Below are 18899 nucleotides of genomic sequence, written 5' to 3' on the forward strand. Positions count from 1 at the left end.
GCTTTTAAACCTGTTTTCGCCAGTATGTTTTGCTGTAATTCTGGATTCATGTTACGCCCAGGCACCACAAATTACAGTAGTTGTAATCTGAATAGATCACATTATCCAACCAGGAATCGTCGCAAAAATTACCCGCGGGTGATTATCTACTCGGCAGCGCAAAATTCAGCCGTTCCGTATTCACGACATGCTGGTCAACCCGGTCAATATCCACCGAGCTTTGCCCCTTTTCATTGACGGCCTTAATGTTTGCCAGCGACAGCAGCGTTTCGTCTTTGGCCATAAACTTGCCCCGCACGTCCTTACGCAAATCGAATTTGATTTTCAGCGCTGGTCCCACGGCAGCTTCCTGCATCACGTTGATGTTACGCAAGAAAAGATGCTGAGGCTTGTTGTGCAGTTCAAGCGTCGCGCGCTGCATGTCAACGTTAGTGATGGCGACAAACGAGGTCGCGTTGCCGGATGAAATTTGTATTCCGCGCAGCTTATAGGCAAGTTGCCGATTATCCAGGCGAATATCGTTGAGCTTAAAATTCTGCGGTATCGACAGGTAGTTGCCTTTAATTACGCCGTAACCGATTAACATTCCAGCACTGTTGACCATGTCGACATTATCAATAACGAAATTATCACAGCCGTAAATCGCTACCGTGGCGTTATCTATTCCCGCTTTTTTGCTGAAGTCAGGGGTAATGTTTTTAGCCTTAATATTGCGAATAACAAAGTGCTTACCGTTTTCGACATGGACTAACTGACGACAGTTGCTGCCCGTTATATTGGCTACCACGAAGTTCTTCACGGTTTGCTTTTCAGGGTAGTCATTGTCGTAGGTACTGCCCGCAAGCCCGATTCCAATCCCCCAATTGATTTTGCCGTTGGTGCAGTTGATGTTGTCGATCACATGGTCAGAGATCAGAATGTTACGGTCGTTGATCGCCACGTTCCACTCAATCGCGTCACCCTGCAGGTGGCTAAATCGACTGTTGGTAATGCGCGCACCGTCCACCTGATTATGGAAGCCCTGTCGCAAAATGGCGTAGTTGGCCTGGCTCACGTTGATATTGTCGATGAGGAGGTTGCGCATCACCCTCGGCTTTTTGCCGCCGATGTAGATCTGCGTGACGGGGCCAAAGCCGCTCATCGCCAGACCTTTGATGACGCAATCGGAGCCGCGGACATCCAGCGTGATGTTGTGCGTGCGCCCTTCTCCCTCACCGATGACTTTACTGCCTTCCTGGAGCACAAAGCGCCCGCGCCCGTTGCCTTTGAGCCCACCCCGTATCAGGAGCGTTTTACCGTCGGGGATAAAAATCCCGGTATTGATGTTATCGCAGACGAGATCGGCGGGTACCACAACGGTGTCGGCCTCGGAGAACGCCTGCTTAAAAGCGGCGATCCAGTCGCTGTTGTTGTATTGTCCCACAGAGACCGTCCTCCCGTTGGCTGCCCGCGCGGCGCGCGGCGACAGCAACGGCATTGCCGCCAGGACGGATAAGGAAGAGACAAAATGGCGTCGGGTAATCTTTTTCAGCATACAACCTCGGCGTTACAGCGTTTGCAGCAGGCTCGCTAGCTGGCGATTAATCACCTGCTGGTTAAATTCTGTTTCGACTTTTTGTCGGGCATTTTGCAGCACCGGTACCAGCTCCTGCTGGTCGATGTCGCTGAAGGCCGCTAAGCGGTCGGCCAGGGCGAAAGCATTATTTTCAGGCACCAGCCAGCCGGAATATTCAGACCTGATCAGTTCCGGGATCCCGCTGTGCAGCGTAGACACAACAGGAATGCCCACGGCCATGGCCTCCATCAGCGCGACCGGAATACCTTCCATATCACCGTCCGCACCAGTCACGGAGGGCAGCAGGAAAACGTCCGCCTCGTCGAGCATCGCCTTCACCTCATGGCTTGGCTTGAAGCCCGGCATCTCCACGCAGCCTTCCAGCTGGTACTGTTCGATCAACGTGCGCAGTCGTCGCTCCCAGGGGCCGATACCTAAAATGCGATAGTGGAAATCCACCCCACGCGCTTTTAGCTGACGACAGGCTTCAATCGCGACGTGCAGCCCTTTCTTCTCGGTTAAACGCGCGACCGAGATAATCTGCAGCGGTTTCCCCGGCACCTTCACCGGGCGCTGGGTGAAGCGCTCCATATCGACACCCATCCGCGAAACGGTGATTTTTTCGCTCGGGCAGCCCATCTTTTTCAGCCGACCGGCCCACAGTTCGCTGATGGGCAGCATCATGTCACCGCGGCGGAAAAGCTGCTGATACTCCGGGGTATAGTGGTTCAGCACTTCCCGGCTGGAGATATCGATACCGTGGAAAATGGTCGCGATTTTGCCGTCAATTACCCCCAGCTCGCGCAGCTTCGCGGCGGTCACGCCCGCCGGGCCGAAGTGGGCGATAAACACATCCGCCCGATACGGCTGCGCCGTTTGCCCGCAAATGGCGGAGAGGATCAGATTGCGGGATTCCGCCCCGTAGCGTGACACGTTCAACGCTCGCCACGTCGAGGGACGGTGCAGCCCGCGCAGCGTCTGGCTGGCGCGGTAGCGCAGTTTGTTCAGCCGCCCGCCCGGCTCATCCTGCAGCCAGCGGGTTTTGGCTTCCAGCCCATACTGGGTGTATGCCGCATGGGTGTTTTGCGTATCGCCCTTTTGCAGGGCGATAATCTCCACGTCATATCCCATATCGATAAACGCGGTGATTTGGTTCAGTACAAAGGTCTCAGACGACAGCGGAAATTTCAGTAAGAAGAAACCAACCTTCATTTCCCCTCCCCAACGCGGTCGAGCACCGATTTCACCATGCCGATCCCTTTTTCGCGCTCGGCTTTCACCGCCACGGCCAGGCGTTCGTTAATCGCAGGCAGCTGTCCCAGCGTGTCGCCGACCATGGCACCCAGCGAACCGTCGAGAAGATGACGAATATCGACCGCCATTTCCGGCATGCCAAGCTGCTGCATAATGCCCGCGGATTTGTGCTCGTAGTTGATGGCAATCGCTGGCGTGCCGAAGTTCATGGAGATAATGGCCGAGTGCAGGCGCGTGCCGACGGTGAGGTCGCAGGCGGAGAGCAGTTTGCCCATCTCCAGGTCGTTCAGCTCGTCCATCACCACGTGGTAGCGCGACGGGTCGTTCACCAGGTGACTCAGGTTAAGCGCCACCATGCGGTCATCTTTGTTGTAGCTGTCGATACCGGTACAGGTGGAGAGCGCCAGCACCTGGTAGCCGCTGTCCAGCACGCGGTTCACCACGTCGGCGAAGGCTTTCTCATACGCCGCCTGCGTGGTGCCAAGACGTTTATCAAATGGCGCGAGCTCGCGCAGGGTGATGGCGACGGTTTTCTGTTTCGCCGCCACGTCGAGCCAGTGCTGTACCGCGTAGCTCGGCTGGAAATTATCGACCTGGTGATCCACCAGCCAGGCGGTGTCCACGCCGTGCTCAACTTTTGACGTGTCGATCTCGCTGCGCTTCATCAGGTCCAGGCTCACGGACTCACGCAGGATCAGCGCGTCGCAATGACCAAACACGTAGTTCGCCAGCTGGTTAAACTGCGGATCCTGGAAGGGCCCGACGCTGTGGCCGATCATAAACAGCGGCTTTTTCGCCATAAAGGTGCAGAGCGCATGCTCAAACTGCGGCACGCCGTAGAGATCGACAAAGAACGAACCGCCGACCTGAATAATGGCGTCATAGCCGGAGAGCAGACGGACAAAATCCGTAAAGCCCTGGGCAATGGCGATATTGCGCAGCTTGCCGGTGTCGGTCACGCGGGAAAGCAGCACCTGATGCTGGTAGCGACGGCGCAGGACTTTCTTCACGCGCCCCATCACGCCCGCGGCGTTGTTGTGCTGTTTCATCTGGCTGTAGAGCGGGTCGCCCATCACCGGGCGGTTCAGTAACCAGGATGAGCTGACCGGATAACGGCTCATCACATCCACTTCTGTCTCAGGCTCAAGGGTGTTAATTGCATCCAATAAACCGCGCAGGATGGCGCTGTCGCCACGGTTGCCGCAGGTATGGTTGCCAAGAATAAGTAATTTCATAATGGCCTCTTAAAATTAGCCTGCGCGAAGCAGCGTTTTCATTTTTTCGTTACGGCAAAACTGGCGCTTCATCTCCACCACCAGCGCGTTGCGCGACAGCACAATCATCACGCCGAACGCCAGCGCGCCCGCGGCGACCTGAACTGCCAGCAGCGCCGCCAGCGGCAGATGACCGCTGAGCACCACGCCCAGGCCATAGCTGACCGCAAGCGTGGGTAAGGAGAGATAAAACGGCAGCCACAGGCTCAGGATGTACTGACGGTAGCTGGAGCCCAGCACCGGCTTGATCATCACGAAGTAGCTCAGCACGGTATTGATAATTTGTACCAGCAGGAACCCGAGCGTGACGCCGATAGCGCCCGCCATGTGTCCGCCCACGATAATTGCCGGAATAAACAGGAAGGTTTTGAACACGTTAAACTTAAAGCTGATGTCCACACGCGCTTTTGCCATCAGCAGGGAACCAATCGGATTTCCCACGGAGCGCAGCAGCCCTACCACGCACAGCAGCTGCAGGATCGGGATGATGCCGTTCCACTTCTCACCAAACACCAGCGGCACGAAGTTGCTGGACACCACCATCAGCCCCAGCAGCACCGGGAAGTTAATAATCCCCACTACGGAAAGCAGCTTGTAGAAGTTAACGCGCAGCTTTTCGGTGTCGTCCTGAATCTTGGCAAACGCCGGGAACAGCACGCGGGTGATAATCGGGTTCAGCTTCATCGGCGGGACAACCGCGACGTTGTAGGCCAGGTTGTAGCCCCCCGCCACGCTCGCGCCCAGAATGCGCGCCAGCACCAGCGTCGAGAGGTTGGTATTGACGTAGTTGATAATGCTGTCCGCCGTCAGCCACGCGCCAAAGCGGAGGTTGGACGAGACGGAAGCGAGAGAGAAATGCAGTCCCGGGCGGTAGATCTTGCGGCCAAAGTAGCCGAACAGCAGCGTACGTACGGCAGAGTTAACCAGGTAACCGAGGATGGCGGTCATCGCCAGCGGCCAGAAATGGGCGCTTACCACGGTGAAGGTAAAGCCCGCCAGCACCGCGCTGGTCTCGATCATGCCGATCTTGTTGAACTCCAGCTCTTTTTGCATCAGCGCGCGGAACTGCTGCCCGTGCGGGATCACCACAAAGGCAAACGACAGCGTGCGCATCAGCGGAGCCAGATCCGGGTTGTGCAGCACGCGGGCGATGGTGTCGCTTAGCAGGAACACCAGTATGAACACGAAGATCCCCAGCCCGACGTTCAGCCAGTAGAGCGTGGTCAGCTCCAGATGGCTGATCTCTTTGCGCTGGATAATCGAGTTGGCGATACCGAAGTCAGACAGCGTATCGGCCAGCGCGATAATCACCAGCGAGACGGTCAGCAGGCCGAACTGGTGGTTATCGATAATGCGCGCCAGCACCGTCATCTGCACCAGCCCAAGGCCGATGATGACGACGGTGGCCATGGCCGACCACTTGGCGCCGCTGATGGTTTTTTCACGTAAGCTCATCTTAGTACGCCGCTTTGTTCACGAAACCTTTGAAGATGGTCAGAAAAACAATCTTGATATCGAACCAGAGGCTCCACTCACGGATGTACTCCAGATCGAACTCAATGCGTTTTTCCATTTTTTCCAGCGTGTCGGTCTCGCCGCGCCAGCCATTGATCTGCGCCCAGCCGGTGATGCCTGGCTTCACCTTATGGCGCAGCATGTAGCCTTCAATCAATGAACGGTACTGCTCGTTATGGGCTACCGCGTGAGGACGTGGGCCAACAATCGACATGCCGCCGGTGAAGACGTTAATGAACTGCGGCAGCTCGTCCAGCGAGGTCCGGCGCAGGAAGTTCCCCACGCGGGTCACGCGCGGATCGTTCTGCGTCGCCTGGGTCACCACCTTGTCGTTTTCCATCACCTTCATGGAGCGGAATTTCCACACCATGATCGGCTTGCCGTCCATGCCGTAGCGCGTCTGGCGGAAGATAATCGGCCCGGGTGAACTGATTTTCACCGCCAGCGCAATGCAGCACAGCACAGGCGAAATCAGCAGCAGGATCAGCGAAGATAGAACAATATCTTCCACGCGCTTGAGCACGCGGTTAATGCCGGACAGCGGCGTATCGTACAGCGGCACAACCGGCACGCCATTCACTTCTTCAATGCGGGAATGGAGGATGTTGAAGGTAAAGACATCCGGGATCAGGATCACCGAACAGGTGGTATCCGCCAGCTCGCGCATCAGTTTCTTAATGCGGGATTCGTCTTTCATCTGCATGGCGATATAGACGTTGTGGATCTTCCCTGCTTTCGCGTCGTCGATAAGCTGCTCGTAGTTGCCAGCCCACTCAGACGGGACGCCGCCCGGCTTCGCGTCGTGGTAGATCCCCACCACTTCAAAACCTAACCACGGCTCTTTGCGGAAGCTGTCGAGCAGCACCTGACCGACGGGCAAATCCCCTGCTACGGCCACATAGCGTCTGTTGTAACCCCGATTGCGCAGCCAACCCGCACCGAAGCGGATCAGCGAACGGCAGACCACCATGCCCACGCTGGTCAACAGGTACCAGCAGAGATAGGTCACGAGGCGGTTATCAAAATCATGGCTGAATGCCACCAGCCCGGCGCTGAAAATCAGGCTTAAGGTCCAGTTTTGCAGCAACAACATCAGCTCGGTGGTGATTTTCACCCCACGCCACGAGCGGTAAAAATCGGTCATCCCGCCGATCATTTGAAACACGACCAGCGCAATCAATGCCATCAGCAGATGCATATATAAGAACGGTTGCCCGCTAATCCGACACACCGCCCACAATCCGCCGACCATGATGGTGATATCAGAAAAACGCTGCACCATAGAGATTAACGATGCATTCGTTCTCGCTCGTTCGCGTTTTTTTAGATTCGTCATCGTTGTTCCTTTAGTTCAAAACCTTACCCCTCGCCCCTCACCCCGGCCCTCTCCCCAGAGGGGAGAGGGTGTTCAAGTTCCCTCTCCCCTCTGGGGAGAGGGTTAGGGTGAGGGGTAAGGTTTTCGTATTACTGATTCAACAGCGCCAGAATGTCCTTCGTTCGGGCTTCCATCAGCGCCGTGTCGGCACGGGATTCCACGTTCAGGCGGACCACCGGCTCGGTATTGGACGAGCGCAGGTTGAAGCGCCACTGCGGGAACGCCATGCTGATGCCGTCGGTACGGTCAATTTCCAGCGCGTGGATGGCAAAGTGCTGTTCCACGCGGGCAATCGCGTCGGCAGGCTGCGCCAGCTTGCTGTTGATCTCCCCGCTCGCCGGGAAGGCCGCCATGCGGTCACGCACCAGCTCGCCCAGGGTCTTCCCTTTCAGGCACAGCAGCTCGGTCACCAGCAGCCACGGGATCATCCCGCTGTCGCAGTAGGCAAAATCACGGAAGTAGTGGTGAGCGCTCATCTCGCCGCCGTAAATGGCGTCTTCTTCACGCATGCGCTCTTTGATAAAGGCGTGGCCAGTTTTGGACATCACCGGCGTACCGCCCGCCGCGGACACCACATCGACGGTGTTCCAGGAGAGGCGCGGATCGTGAATGATCTTCGCCCCCGGGTTTTTCTCGAGGAAGGCTTCCGCCAGCAGGCCGACGATGTAGTAGCCCTCGATGAACTGCCCTTTCTCGTCGAACAGGAAGCAGCGGTCGAAGTCACCGTCAAAGGCGATCCCCATATCGGCACCGTGCTCAATCACCGCGTTACGGGTGTCGTCGCGGCACTCCGGCAGCAGCGGGTTAGGAATACCGTTCGGGAAATTGCCGTCCGGGGTGTTATGCACTTTGATGAAGGTGACCGGCACGTTCAGCGCCTTAAAGCGGGCTTCCAGGGCATCCACCACCGGACCGGCCGCGCCGTTACCGGAGTTGATGACCAGCTTCAGCGGCTTCAGGTTTGCCACGTTGATGTAGCCCAGCAGGTGGTCGATGTACTCTTTTTGCAAATTGATCTGCTTGTAGCTGCCGCGCTTCGCGTCGTTCACCGGCGGGAAGTCGTTGGCTTCCGCCAGGCGCTGCACGTCGCGCAGGCCGGTATCGCCGCTGATCGGACGCGCGCCCTTGCGCACCAGCTTCATGCCGTTGTAGTCCATCGGGTTGTGGCTGGCGGTCACTTCGATACCGCCGTCCACGCCCAGGTGGAAGGTGGCAAAATAGATCTCTTCTGTACCGGAAAGGCCAATATCCAGCACGTCCACGCCCGCATCCTGCAGCCCTTTCGCCAGGGCCAGCTTCAGGGACTCGCTGGTCAGGCGCACGTCGCCGCCCAGCACGATAGTTTTTGGCTTTAAATATTCGCCGTACGCGCGGCCAATGCGCCACGCAATGTCTTCATTCAGCTCTTCGCCCAGCTTGCCGCGAATATCGTAGGCTTTAAAACAGGTTAACTTTTCCATGATGACCCCTTTTTCAGGCAACAGTTGGCCCTGACCAATTAATGGCCAAATTCTTTTTTTTCATTCGTAGGCCCGGTAAGCGCAGCGCCACCGGGCAGGAAGCAGAGGCGCTACACCCGTCCGTAACGATCCTGGAAGCGAACGATATCGTCCTCCTCCAGATACGAACCGGAGCGCACTTCAATTAAGTCGAGCGGAATTTTCCCCGGGTTCTCCAGACAGTGCGTCGCCCCCAGCGGAATGTAGATGGATTCGTTTTCGCCCAGCAGTTTGATTTCGCCGTCGATGGTGACTTTTGCGGTTCCCGCCACCACCACCCAGTGCTCGGCGCGATGGTGGTGCATCTGTACGGACAGCCCTTCACCCGGCTTCACGGTAATACGCTTCACCTGATAGCGGTCGCCGGAGTCGATGGAGTCATACTTGCCCCACGGACGGTAGACTTCGCGGTGAATGTGGTGCTCGTGACGACCATCGGCCTTGATTTGTTCAACCACTTTTTTAACGTCCTGCACGGCGTTACGGTCGGCAATCAGCACCGCATCTTTGGTCTGCACGACCACCAGATCCTTCACCCCAACCGTGGTGACCAGGCCGGATTCGGCATAAACGTAGCTGTTTTCCGTTTTGTGGCTAATCACATCACCGTGATGGACGTTACCCTCCGGGGTATGCGCGCTGATCTCCCACAGGGATGACCAGGACCCCACATCGCTCCAGCCCGCGTCCATCGGCACCACGACGGCATCCGCCGTGCGCTCCATGACCGCGTAGTCAATGGACTCCTCCGGGCAGGCGAGGAAGGATTGCTCATCCACACGAATAAAGTCGAGGTCAGGATCCACCACCGCCATCGCTTTCTCGCAGGCGCTCAGGATGTCCGGACGGTATTTTTCCAGCTCTTCGAGGTAGCGTCCGGCGCGGAACAGGAACATGCCGCTGTTCCAGTAATATTCCCCGCTGGCCACGTAGGCCTGCGCGGTTTCCAGATTCGGTTTTTCGACGAACTGCGCCACGTCAAACGCCACGCTGTCGCCTTCGCCCGGCGTCACGCTGCCGCGACGGATGTAGCCATAGCCGGTTTCCGGCAGGTCCGGCACGATGCCGAAGGTCACCAGCTTGCCGCTTTCCGCGTAAGGAATGGCTGCTCGCACCGCGTCGCGGAACGCCTCTTCCTGCTGAATGACGTGGTCAGCCGCCAGTACCAGCATCAGCGGGTCGCAGTTCGGGCTGCTGCGTTTTGCCGCCAGCGCCGCCAGGGCGATCGCAGGGGCAGTGTTACGACCGGCAGGCTCCAGAATGATGTTTTCAGTGAGTTTGTTCAGCTGGCGCAGCTGCTCGGCAACGATAAAACGGTGCTGTTCGTTACAAATAACGACCGGACTTTCACACTCCACGCCGTGCAGACGGTTGACCGTCGTTTGCAGCATGGTGAGGTCCCCTTTCAGGCAGAGGAACTGTTTTGGATAGAGCACGCGGGACAGCGGCCACAACCGGCTACCAGAGCCACCTGCCATCACAACCGGATACAACGTGGTTTGACTCATGATTTATCCCCGTATATCTGCAATAAATTGGCTCAGCACGTTCTCTTTCTCGAGCGTGCGTTCGGCATATTCACGTGCCACCGTGTTCTCTTTTGGCATGGCGAGTGCCTGCTCAATACCGGCTACCAGCGCGGGAACGGATTCTGGCTCCACGCAAACGGCAATACCGGGATAGCTGTTACACAGCTGGCCTAATTCTGTTTCGGCTTCTGCCGTAATCACCGCGTTGCCGCCCACCGCCAGAATGTTGGTCAGCTTGGACGGCAGCACCGCGTCCGCCGCGCCGCGCTTTTGCACGACCAGATGGCAGTCGCCCATCTTCAGCAGGGCAGGCAGCGCCTCGTAAGACTGAAGCGGGAAAAATTTCACGTTGGTCAGGCCGCGTTCGAGGGCCATTTTTTCCAGCCGCGCTTTTCCACCGCCCTGCCCGACAATCACAAACGTCCATGGATGTTCGCTAAGCTGCTGCGCCGCTTCAATGACGCTCTCCAGCCCCTGCTTTTCGCCGATGTTGCCTGAGTAAAGAATGATTTTTTGATCTTCAGGCAATCCGAGCTGCGCGCGGAGCGCATGAGCGTCTTGCTCTGTCACATCGCGGAAACGCGCCACTTCGGACCAGTTCGGGAAGAAAATAACTTTCTCCGCCGGGACGCCCTTTTCCTGCGCCTTGTTCATCATCGAGCGCGAGATAGTCGAGACGTAATCCACGTTGTGCAGCCCGCTGCGCTCAAAGGCGCTGGCGAGCTTCGCCACCTTGCCGCCCTTGCCCTTGCCTGCCATTCCCAGGCCGAGCATGGCGTCCACTTCATAATCCTGAATGTGCAGCAGGGTGCGTGCGCCGGAAAGTTTGCCCAGCAGGCGCATGCCCGGCGTGCAAAAGAGCGTCGGCACCACACCGATAATGCGATCCGGCTTCCAGCGACGCTGCGCCATCAGCGGGAAAAAACTGCTCAGGGCAAAGCTGCCCAGATGAATTAAACGTTTCAGCGTCGAAGGCTGTTTTGGCACGTAGAGCGGGCAGCGCCAGACGGTCGCTGCGCCCTCTTCGCGGCGATAGCGCCAGCTTGAGTAGCGCTCGCCCACCTTCCACTCCGGGTAGTACGGCGGCGCGGTAATGACCCGCACGTCATGTCCCTGGCTCGCCATCCACTCGACCATCTCGCCGGTGTATTTCCCGATGCCGGTTAATTCCGGCGAATAGTTAATGCCATACACAAGGATCTTCATAAACCCGGCACCTCGGCCTGACGTTCTGCGAGGAAGTACGCTCGACTGTTATCGTGAACGTTATCGCTCGCCAGCAGCGCCTCTGGCGTCTGCCAGCGGTAGTCGTCATGCTGAGAATCAGGCAGATGCAGATCTGCCTCACTCACCTTCAGGCGGAACCCCAGCACGATGTAGTGCGTGGAGAACCCGGTGCCTGAAAAGTTATCGTCATAGAAGTGCTGCCAGACCCCGTAAAACTGGCCTGCCGCCATCGGCAGCTGCAGGCCCAGCTCCGCCAGAGTGAGACGCTCAAACGCATCGGTCAGCGTCTCATCCTTCTGCACGCGCCCGCCGGGCACGAACCAAAAGCCCTGTGCAGGACGATTGGTTCGTTTCCCCAGCAAGAACTCGCCGCGCTCGTTCTCCACGATCAAATCGATTGAGATCAGCGGAGTAGAACGCACTACCGTGGCAAAATCTTCCTGACTTAAAAACATCATTACCCCCGGAAGCGGTGCTGGTTTTCCAGGAACCACTGGTAGGTGCTGGCCAGCCCCTGCTCCAGTGACACCTCGTGATACCAGCCCAGCTGATGCAGGCGGGTCACGTCCAGCAGTTTGCGCGGCGTGCCGTCCGGCTTGGTGGCGTCAAACACCACGCGGCCTTTGTAGCCCACCACCTGCGCGATAGTCTGCGCCAGCTCGCGGATGGTGCAGTCAACGCCGGTACCGACGTTGATGTGCGACAGCATCGGCTCGGTGTTCTCCTGCCACACCTCGCGATCCAGCTCCATTACGTGAATGCTGGCCGCAGCCATGTCGTCCACATGCAGGAACTCGCGCATTGGCGTACCGCTGCCCCACACCACCACGTCCGGCGCGTTCTCGGCGGTCGCCTCGTGGAAGCGGCGCAGCAGCGCCGGGATCACGTGCGAATTGCTCGGGTGGAAGTTGTCGTGCGGTCCGTACAGGTTGGTCGGCATCACCGAACGATAGTCGCGGTTGTACTGACGGTTGTAGGACTCACACAGCTTGATCCCGGCAATTTTGGCAATCGCGTACGGCTCGTTGGTCGCTTCCAGCGTGCCCTGCAGCAGTTCGCTTTCCGCGATGGGCTGCTTCGCCATTTTTGGGTAAATACAGGATGAACCGAGGAACAGCAGCTTATTCACGTTGTGCAGGTGCGCCGCGTGAATGATGTTGCTCTCGATCATCATGTTCTCGTAGATGAAATCTGCCGGGTAGGTGTTGTTGGCAACAATGCCGCCCACTTTCGCCGCCGCCAGATACACCTGGTCAATACGTTCGTTGGCAAAGAAGTCCTGTACCGCTTTGCTGTCTAGCAGGTTCAGCTCGTCGCGGGTGCGGACAATCACCTCTACATCACCGCGCTGCTCCAGCTGGCGAACAATCGCGGAACCCACCATTCCGCGATGACCGGCGACAAAAATACGTTGTTTTGTCATTCTCAGGACTCCAGCGCGATGGCAACCTCGTAGCCATGAGACTTGAGCAGGGAGTGTTTTTTCGCTGCCTCAAGATCTTTGGCCACCATCTCGGAAACCATCTCCTGCAGAGTGGTCTCCGGTTTCCAGCCCAGGGTTTCGTGCGCTTTGGTTGGGTCGCCCAGCAGGGTTTCCACTTCAGCAGGACGGAAGTAGCGTGGGTCAACCTGAACGATAACGTCGCCCGGCTTCACGCCCGGTGCGTCGTGACCCGTCACGGAAACCACAATGCCCTTCTCTTCCACGCCGGTACCTTCGAAGCGAAGTTTGATGCCCAGCTGCGCGGCAGCCATTTCAACGAACTGACGCACGGAATACTGCACGCCGGTCGCGATCACGAAGTCTTCTGGTTTGTCCTGCTGCAGCATCATCCACTGCATTTTCACGTAGTCTTTCGCATGGCCCCAGTCACGCAGGGAGTCCATGTTGCCGAGGTGCAGGCAAGATTCCAGCCCCTGAGCGATGTTGGCGATCGCACGGGTGATTTTACGGGTCACGAAGGTTTCGCCGCGACGCGGGGACTCGTGGTTGAACAGAATGCCGTTACAGGCGTACATGCCGTAGGATTCACGGTAGTTTACGGTGATCCAGTAGGCGTACAGTTTAGCGACCGCATACGGAGAGCGCGGGTAGAACGGCGTGGTCTCTTTCTGTGGAATTTCCTGCACCAGGCCGTACAGCTCGGAGGTGGACGCCTGGTAGAAACGGGTTTTCTTCTCGAGGCCCAGGAAGCGAATGGCTTCCAGCAGACGCAGGGTGCCCATGGCGTCAACGTCGGCGGTGTATTCCGGGGATTCGAAGGAGACCGCAACGTGGCTCATCGCACCCAGGTTGTACACTTCGTCCGGCTGCACTTCCTGCAGGATACGGGTCAGGTTTGAGGAATCGGTCAGATCGCCGTAATGCAGATGGAATTTCGGGTTCGCGGAGTGAGGATCCTGGTAGATATGGTCAACACGCTCGGTGTTGAACGAAGAGGCACGACGTTTAATACCGTGTACTTCATACCCTTTTTCCAGCAGCAGTTCTGCCAGGTAAGAACCATCTTGTCCGGTAACGCCGGTGATGAGAGCGACTTTAGACATGTTTATATTCCTCTGTACTTATCAAAGTTTTTCAGTTTCAACGCGTTCGCGTATCACCACTGCGGGGTTGCCACGGCAAATTGTATTTGCCGGTAGCGATTTAAAAACGCTGCTGCGGGCACCGACTACCGTGCCATCGCCAACAGAAACACCAGGTGCAACAAAGACATCTGTTGCCAGCCAGCATTTTTCACCAATCACAATTGGCGAAGCGGTAATATCAAAATGCTGACTCATAAAATCATGGCTGCCGGTGCACAAATAACACTTCTGCGACACCACCGAATTTGCGCCAATCGTAATCTCACCCAGGGTATATAACACCGCGTCATCCCCTACCCAGGCGTAATCCCCAAGCGTTAATTTCCAGGGATAGGTAATTTTCACCGAGGGGCGAATCACTACGTTTTTTCCGATTTTTGCGCCAAAGAGACGCAATAAAAAGGCTCGCCAGCGGTACAGTATTTGCGGAGACCAGGCAAATAATGTCGCCTGAACCGCCCACCACAACTGCACCTTAATACCGTTCCCGCCCCGAAAGCCTTTCGGCACGGAGAATCCGTTAAGTTCCTGCATTAGGCTTCCTTATATTTCAGGCTTTGTTATATAAGGCTTTCGCTTTACCTGTCGTTTTCAGGCGTAAAAAATAAGACAATTCCGCCCAGAACCCCGGCACGCGTAATATTTTACGCTGCACGTTTTTTGCATCCTGGCACAATTCCAGATTATTTGAAGTTGACACACCGCCCATGGAAAATTCAGATACCAGTCCTTTAATACGACGGAATGGATAACCTGATTTGTACAAGCTGGCAGTCAGTGCATAATCTGAAGACACTTTATACTGCAAATCGTAAGGCTGTTTTTTCAGGCCCTCGACCGGAAAGAAAATGGCCTGATGGCTGGCCGGCAGGCTATGGTAGATATACCAGCCCGGCTTGGCGCTGCGCAGCACTTTATTTCCGTCACCAAAATCGAGCAGGGCATCGCCAATATACAAGGCGTCCTCTTTCTGGCGGGCGAGCTGACGGGCAAACAGAGCCACGTCGTCATGGAACACATCGCCAGAATTCAGGAAGATGGCGTAACGCCCCTGCGCCATCGCGATGCCTTTATTCATCGCGTCATAAATGCCTTTATCTTTCTCGCTGATGTAACGTAAGTTGAACTCACCGTTGAGTTTTTCCAGAAACTCAGCCGTACCGTCGTTCGAACCGCCATCAACCACGATCCACTCAAAGGTGAGGCTCGGATCGCGCGCCAGGTTGCGCAGCGAGCGCCAGGTTTTTACCACCCCTTCGTAGTTACGAAAGGCGACAGTAATGACGCTAAGAAACATAAATCACCTCATTTCGTCATACGCGCGTAATATTGAGCGCTTTGCGCAAAATAAACGGGCAGACAATCAAGAAAGCATATTCCGGGCTAAATATTGACCCCGTAAAGAACAACGATACTGGCGTAAAAAGATAAAGCTGCACGCGAAAGTTTTGGTTATCACCAAACGCGTTAATCATCATTTTGAAAACTTTAAACAGATACCAGATCGTCAACAGTACGGCGAACCACGAAAAATAAATAATTAACAGATACAGACCATTGTCTATGGTTTTACCGACATCCGCACCGTTAAAGATTCCGAATGATGCAACATATTCGTAAAGTGAGCCGAATCTTACTACCCCATCAATATGGGTTAAGGAATAACCCACCATCACCAGTGGCCCGATGATGCGATAATAGGACGAAGACCCTTCCGTTCCCAAATCTCCCAGACGTTCTGAGATGTACGGGAAGGCAAATATCACGCCAACCATAAATACCGTCAGGGAGATAATCGCCAGCGGCAGTTTTTTCTTAATCGCATCTTTGTTCAGGTACTGGAATGCCCACTCCAGGAGGTAAAACAGGATAAATGTCATTACCCCTGAGAACGATCCAGACAGAACAATTCCTGCAAGAATCATAGCATCGGTCTTGGGGGTTTTGATACCAAACTGTTTGATGCTGAGCCAAATTGAGATTAACGCCAGAGCGAAAAACGCCGGTTCAAAATAGAGCGCAGTAGTACGCTTACCACCAAACTTAATGAAGTTCAGTACATAGCTGTTACTGTATATGAGATATTTCGAAATTATCTCCATCAGGCTGCTGCCGCCAGTCAAAATAATTTGCGCCATTTCCATCGCGGCAAGCATAACAATGACCCCAACAACAATATAAAAGAACCTAAGGATTTTCTTATAATTGTGCGGGGAAATAGTTTTAAAGCGAATGCTCCACACCATGCCAATAATGATAACGATATAAACAAACAGCATGGTTGAGGTGACGTATTTGCTGGCATCCAGCGACTGACCAAAGATGTAGTTAAACGCGGTCAGACCCACCCCGAGTCCTAACGCAATCATCAGCTTCTTCAGACTGATTTTCTCAACGTAGAGTAAAAGCAGAACGGGCAAGAAGGTGACGATGGTAATCGGGAAGCTCTCTCCCAGCTGGGCAATCTTGACGTTGACCAGCAGGTAGATCAGCGGCAGCAGCAGATAACTACAGATTCTGATAGAACGAGACATACTCCTCCAGCATCTGTTGTCCACTATAGGCCTTGCGGCTGCGGTTGCGGAACGATTCCAGGTCAGTGCCAAAAACGGCCTGCGCAATCGCGGCCTTCGGCAGCTGCACCAGCGGCAGCACCTCCTGCTCCGCGAAGGTTTTTCCGCCGGATTTCTCCAGCACTTCGCGCGCGGCGTCGCTGTGGGTGGCAATGACAGGCACGCCAATAGAGAGCGCTTCGCAGAGGATCAGCGGATAGTTGTCCACGCGGGAGCTGAACACCAGCGCGTCCATCCCGTTCAGGGCGCTCATCAGCTTGCGCTTGTCGGTTTCAAATCCGTGGTTCACCACGTTCGCCCCTTCAAACGGGGAAAACTTGCCAAAGGTGTGCAGTTCAACCTTGTCGCCGAGCGCCATGATGTCGCGCACCAGCTGCTGGTTGGTTTTGCCGTCGTAGCGCAGGTCATGCGCAACAATGGCAATTTTCGGTTTGCCCGGCGTTTCGGCTACGGGCGTCAGTTCCGCCAGAATCTCTTCCGTTGCCACGTCGATACCGTTGTTAATGATCTTGCAGCGCCCTGCCCCGTACAGGCTGTTGAAGGCATCCGCCACGTGCTGGCTTGGGGAAATAAAGGTGCAGCCGAGCGAGAGCATGTCGCGGAACAGCTGACGCTTGCCCTCAACCAGCTGATGCGCGCGATCCACCTTCACAGGCGGATAATTGTTCAGCGTCGGACATTTCTGGCAGTTATCTTTCCAGCCTTCGCAGCCGTCGGTAAAGGCGCAGCGTCCGGTCACGCTCCAGTGATCGTGCAGCGTCCAGACGAATCGGGTGTCCGGCTTGTGCGCTTTCACCTTCTCACAAAACGCCACCACCTCTTCCAGATTCAGCCAGTAGCTGTGCAAAACGTGAAAATGCAGCACAACCGGACCGGTCGTGCGCGTCACGGTGCGGTAAAGGTTGTTCAGGTTGCCAAACAGATCGCGGTTAAACAGGCGGAACAGCGCGATGTTGGCAATGGAGGTCAGACGCGGGGTCTGCTTCAGCACCTGAGGATAGTTATCATGGCTAACGCTTTTCTTGCCGCCTTTGCCGTAGCCGTAAACAAAACGCGACTGTAATCCTTTTTGCAGCGCGCGCTGGTGCAGATCCAGCGCCACGCCAGCCGCCCCGCCTTCTGCGAGGCGTACGTTAAATTGCAGAATGTTCATTTAATCACCTTCACGCGGGCTTTCTCTCCCACCACCAGCGCATTGTCCGGAATGCTGTCCAGCACCACGCTACCTGCGCCAATCGTGACGTTGTTACCGATCGTGATGTCACCGATGATCACCACGTTGGCACCCAGCTCGACGTTATTGCCAATCACCGGACAGGCCAGGCTTTCTGGCCCACGGTTGCCGATGGTGACCGCGTGGCGAATAGTGAAATCATCCCCCGCCACGACGAACTTATTGATCACCACGGCATACCCGTGGTGGATGGTGAAGCGTCGGCCAATGGTGGCAGCGGCCTGAATTTCATAGCCAAAAAAGCATTCGGTAATGATGCGGTACAGCACCAGTACGGGTGCCGCCCAGATATTGTTTAAAACGTTTTTCTTACGCCACACCGAGCAAAAGTGCGCGATGCGGTACGCCAGAACCATGCAGCACGGACGCAGGCTCCAGCTGTTAGCGCGGCAATCTTCCAGAAACATTATTTCCCCCGAAGCCCGTCGGCCAGACGCTTGCCGTTACGCACGGAAAGCAGCGTCAGCAGCGTGCGCCAGTTCATGCGCTTGTTGCGGATCTGATACAGGGTAAAGAGCTGATACTTCCGGCTGGCACGGTCAAACTTGTTCTTGTGCTTGCGGTAGAAGTGGAAGTAGCCCGAGAATTTCTTCGGTGACGAGGTGATTTGCATCTCCCCGTGGTTGATGTGCAGGATCTGCGTGGCCTCTTCCACTTTCCACGGCTCGCCGTACTCCACCACCATCCGCAGGAAGATGTCGTAATCCTGCGCGGCCTTCAGTTCGGTATCGAACAGGCACTCTTTGAAGCGCCATGCCCAGGTGAAGACCTGATTACCGATAATGTTGCGCTTGTAGAACAGGCGGCGGGAGTACGGTGATTTCGGGTACAGCGGCAGGCTGGCCGGCTGCGAGTACACTTCACCCTGGCAAACGTAGTCGTTGGCATACAGGAACGCGTGCGTCCCCAGCTGCGCTTTGTGAGAGAGGAAGATGGACAGACGGTTTGGCGTCCATTCGTCATCGTCGTCAATCCCGGTCAGATACTGCCCTTTCGCCTGCATAATCGCCTGATTACGCACCGCACATGCGCCGGAGTTAATGGCGTTATGCGTATAGACCACCCGCGGGTCGTTGAGGTCAGTCACAAACTTTTGCAGCTGTTCATACGAGGAAGAGCAGTCATCAACGATGATCAGCTCCCAGTTATCGTAATCCTGTCGCAGGACGGATTTGATTGCGCGGATCGCCAGCTGCTGACGATTCCATGTCGGCATATAGATTGAAACTAAAGGGCGTTGTGTGGTCATATTTTCCCCTCACCCCGGCCCTCTCC

General features: G+C 56.0%; 17 protein-coding genes. All 17 read right to left on the reverse strand.

Features of this window, described 5'->3' with window-relative positions:
- Positions 1–142: 142 nt before the first annotated feature.
- Positions 143–1534, reverse strand: a complete 1392-nt coding sequence (gene wcaM / locus ACTJJA_RS12955) for a colanic acid biosynthesis protein WcaM (protein WP_440668357.1) — start codon at positions 1532–1534, stop codon at positions 143–145.
- Between the two features lie 12 nt (positions 1535–1546).
- Positions 1547–2767: a colanic acid biosynthesis glycosyltransferase WcaL gene (gene wcaL, locus ACTJJA_RS12960; RefSeq protein WP_010431964.1), complete on the reverse strand. Its 1221-nt coding sequence runs from the start codon at positions 2765–2767 to the stop codon at positions 1547–1549.
- The gene (gene wcaK / locus ACTJJA_RS12965) at positions 2764–4044 is read right to left on the reverse strand and encodes a colanic acid biosynthesis pyruvyl transferase WcaK (protein WP_100165926.1); all 1281 of its coding nucleotides are present in this window, start codon (positions 4042–4044) and stop codon (positions 2764–2766) included. The genes wcaL and wcaK overlap by 4 nt, the downstream gene beginning before the upstream one ends.
- A gap of 15 nt (positions 4045–4059) precedes the next feature.
- A complete protein-coding gene (gene wzxC, locus ACTJJA_RS12970) occupies positions 4060–5538 on the reverse strand; it encodes a colanic acid undecaprenyl disphosphate flippase WzxC (RefSeq protein ID WP_440668360.1) in 1479 nt (492 codons plus the stop codon).
- Between the two features lies 1 nt (position 5539).
- The gene (gene wcaJ / locus ACTJJA_RS12975; RefSeq protein WP_108418179.1) at positions 5540–6934 is read right to left on the reverse strand and encodes an undecaprenyl-phosphate glucose phosphotransferase; all 1395 of its coding nucleotides are present in this window, start codon (positions 6932–6934) and stop codon (positions 5540–5542) included.
- A gap of 128 nt (positions 6935–7062) precedes the next feature.
- On the reverse strand, positions 7063–8433 hold the full coding sequence (gene cpsG, locus ACTJJA_RS12980) for a colanic acid biosynthesis phosphomannomutase CpsG (protein WP_440668362.1): 1371 nt from the start codon (positions 8431–8433) through the stop codon (positions 7063–7065).
- A gap of 110 nt (positions 8434–8543) precedes the next feature.
- Entirely contained in the window at positions 8544–9980 is a 1437-nt protein-coding gene (gene cpsB / locus ACTJJA_RS12985) for a mannose-1-phosphate guanyltransferase (RefSeq protein ID WP_089598073.1), read from the reverse strand.
- Between the two features lie 3 nt (positions 9981–9983).
- Positions 9984–11207, reverse strand: coding sequence for a colanic acid biosynthesis fucosyltransferase WcaI (wcaI, locus tag ACTJJA_RS12990; RefSeq protein ID WP_126816548.1), 1224 nt, complete (start codon positions 11205–11207; stop codon positions 9984–9986).
- The gene (locus tag ACTJJA_RS12995) at positions 11204–11683 is read right to left on the reverse strand and encodes a GDP-mannose mannosyl hydrolase (RefSeq protein WP_148400094.1); all 480 of its coding nucleotides are present in this window, start codon (positions 11681–11683) and stop codon (positions 11204–11206) included. The genes wcaI and ACTJJA_RS12995 overlap by 4 nt, the downstream gene beginning before the upstream one ends.
- Positions 11684–11685: 2 nt before the next feature.
- Positions 11686–12651 carry a GDP-L-fucose synthase gene (gene fcl, locus ACTJJA_RS13000; RefSeq protein ID WP_440668365.1) on the reverse strand — a complete coding sequence of 322 codons (966 nt, stop codon included), beginning with the start codon at positions 12649–12651 and terminating at the stop codon, positions 11686–11688.
- Positions 12652–12653: 2 nt separating this feature from the next.
- Entirely contained in the window at positions 12654–13775 is a 1122-nt protein-coding gene (gene gmd, locus ACTJJA_RS13005; RefSeq protein ID WP_010431938.1) for a GDP-mannose 4,6-dehydratase, read from the reverse strand.
- A 21-nt stretch (positions 13776–13796) separates the two neighbouring features.
- Positions 13797–14351: a colanic acid biosynthesis acetyltransferase WcaF gene (gene wcaF / locus ACTJJA_RS13010; protein ID WP_010431937.1), complete on the reverse strand. Its 555-nt coding sequence runs from the start codon at positions 14349–14351 to the stop codon at positions 13797–13799.
- Between the two features lie 16 nt (positions 14352–14367).
- Entirely contained in the window at positions 14368–15114 is a 747-nt protein-coding gene (gene wcaE, locus ACTJJA_RS13015) for a colanic acid biosynthesis glycosyltransferase WcaE (RefSeq protein WP_089598071.1), read from the reverse strand.
- Between the two features lie 16 nt (positions 15115–15130).
- Complete coding sequence (gene wcaD / locus ACTJJA_RS13020; protein ID WP_089598070.1) at positions 15131–16351, reverse strand: colanic acid polymerase WcaD; 1221 nt, start codon at positions 16349–16351, stop codon at positions 15131–15133.
- Positions 16326–17543: a colanic acid biosynthesis glycosyltransferase WcaC gene (wcaC, locus tag ACTJJA_RS13025; protein WP_174339811.1), complete on the reverse strand. Its 1218-nt coding sequence runs from the start codon at positions 17541–17543 to the stop codon at positions 16326–16328. Before wcaC ends, wcaD begins: the two co-directional genes overlap by 26 nt.
- The gene (wcaB, locus tag ACTJJA_RS13030; RefSeq protein WP_042715911.1) at positions 17540–18031 is read right to left on the reverse strand and encodes a colanic acid biosynthesis acetyltransferase WcaB; all 492 of its coding nucleotides are present in this window, start codon (positions 18029–18031) and stop codon (positions 17540–17542) included. The genes wcaC and wcaB overlap by 4 nt, the downstream gene beginning before the upstream one ends.
- The gene (gene wcaA, locus ACTJJA_RS13035) at positions 18031–18873 is read right to left on the reverse strand and encodes a colanic acid biosynthesis glycosyltransferase WcaA (RefSeq protein ID WP_089598068.1); all 843 of its coding nucleotides are present in this window, start codon (positions 18871–18873) and stop codon (positions 18031–18033) included. Before wcaA ends, wcaB begins: the two co-directional genes overlap by 1 nt.
- Between the last annotated feature and the right edge of the window lie 26 nt (positions 18874–18899).

This window comes from Enterobacter sp. 22452 (assembly GCF_052045065.1).
Lineage (GTDB): Bacteria > Pseudomonadota > Gammaproteobacteria > Enterobacterales > Enterobacteriaceae > Enterobacter > Enterobacter mori.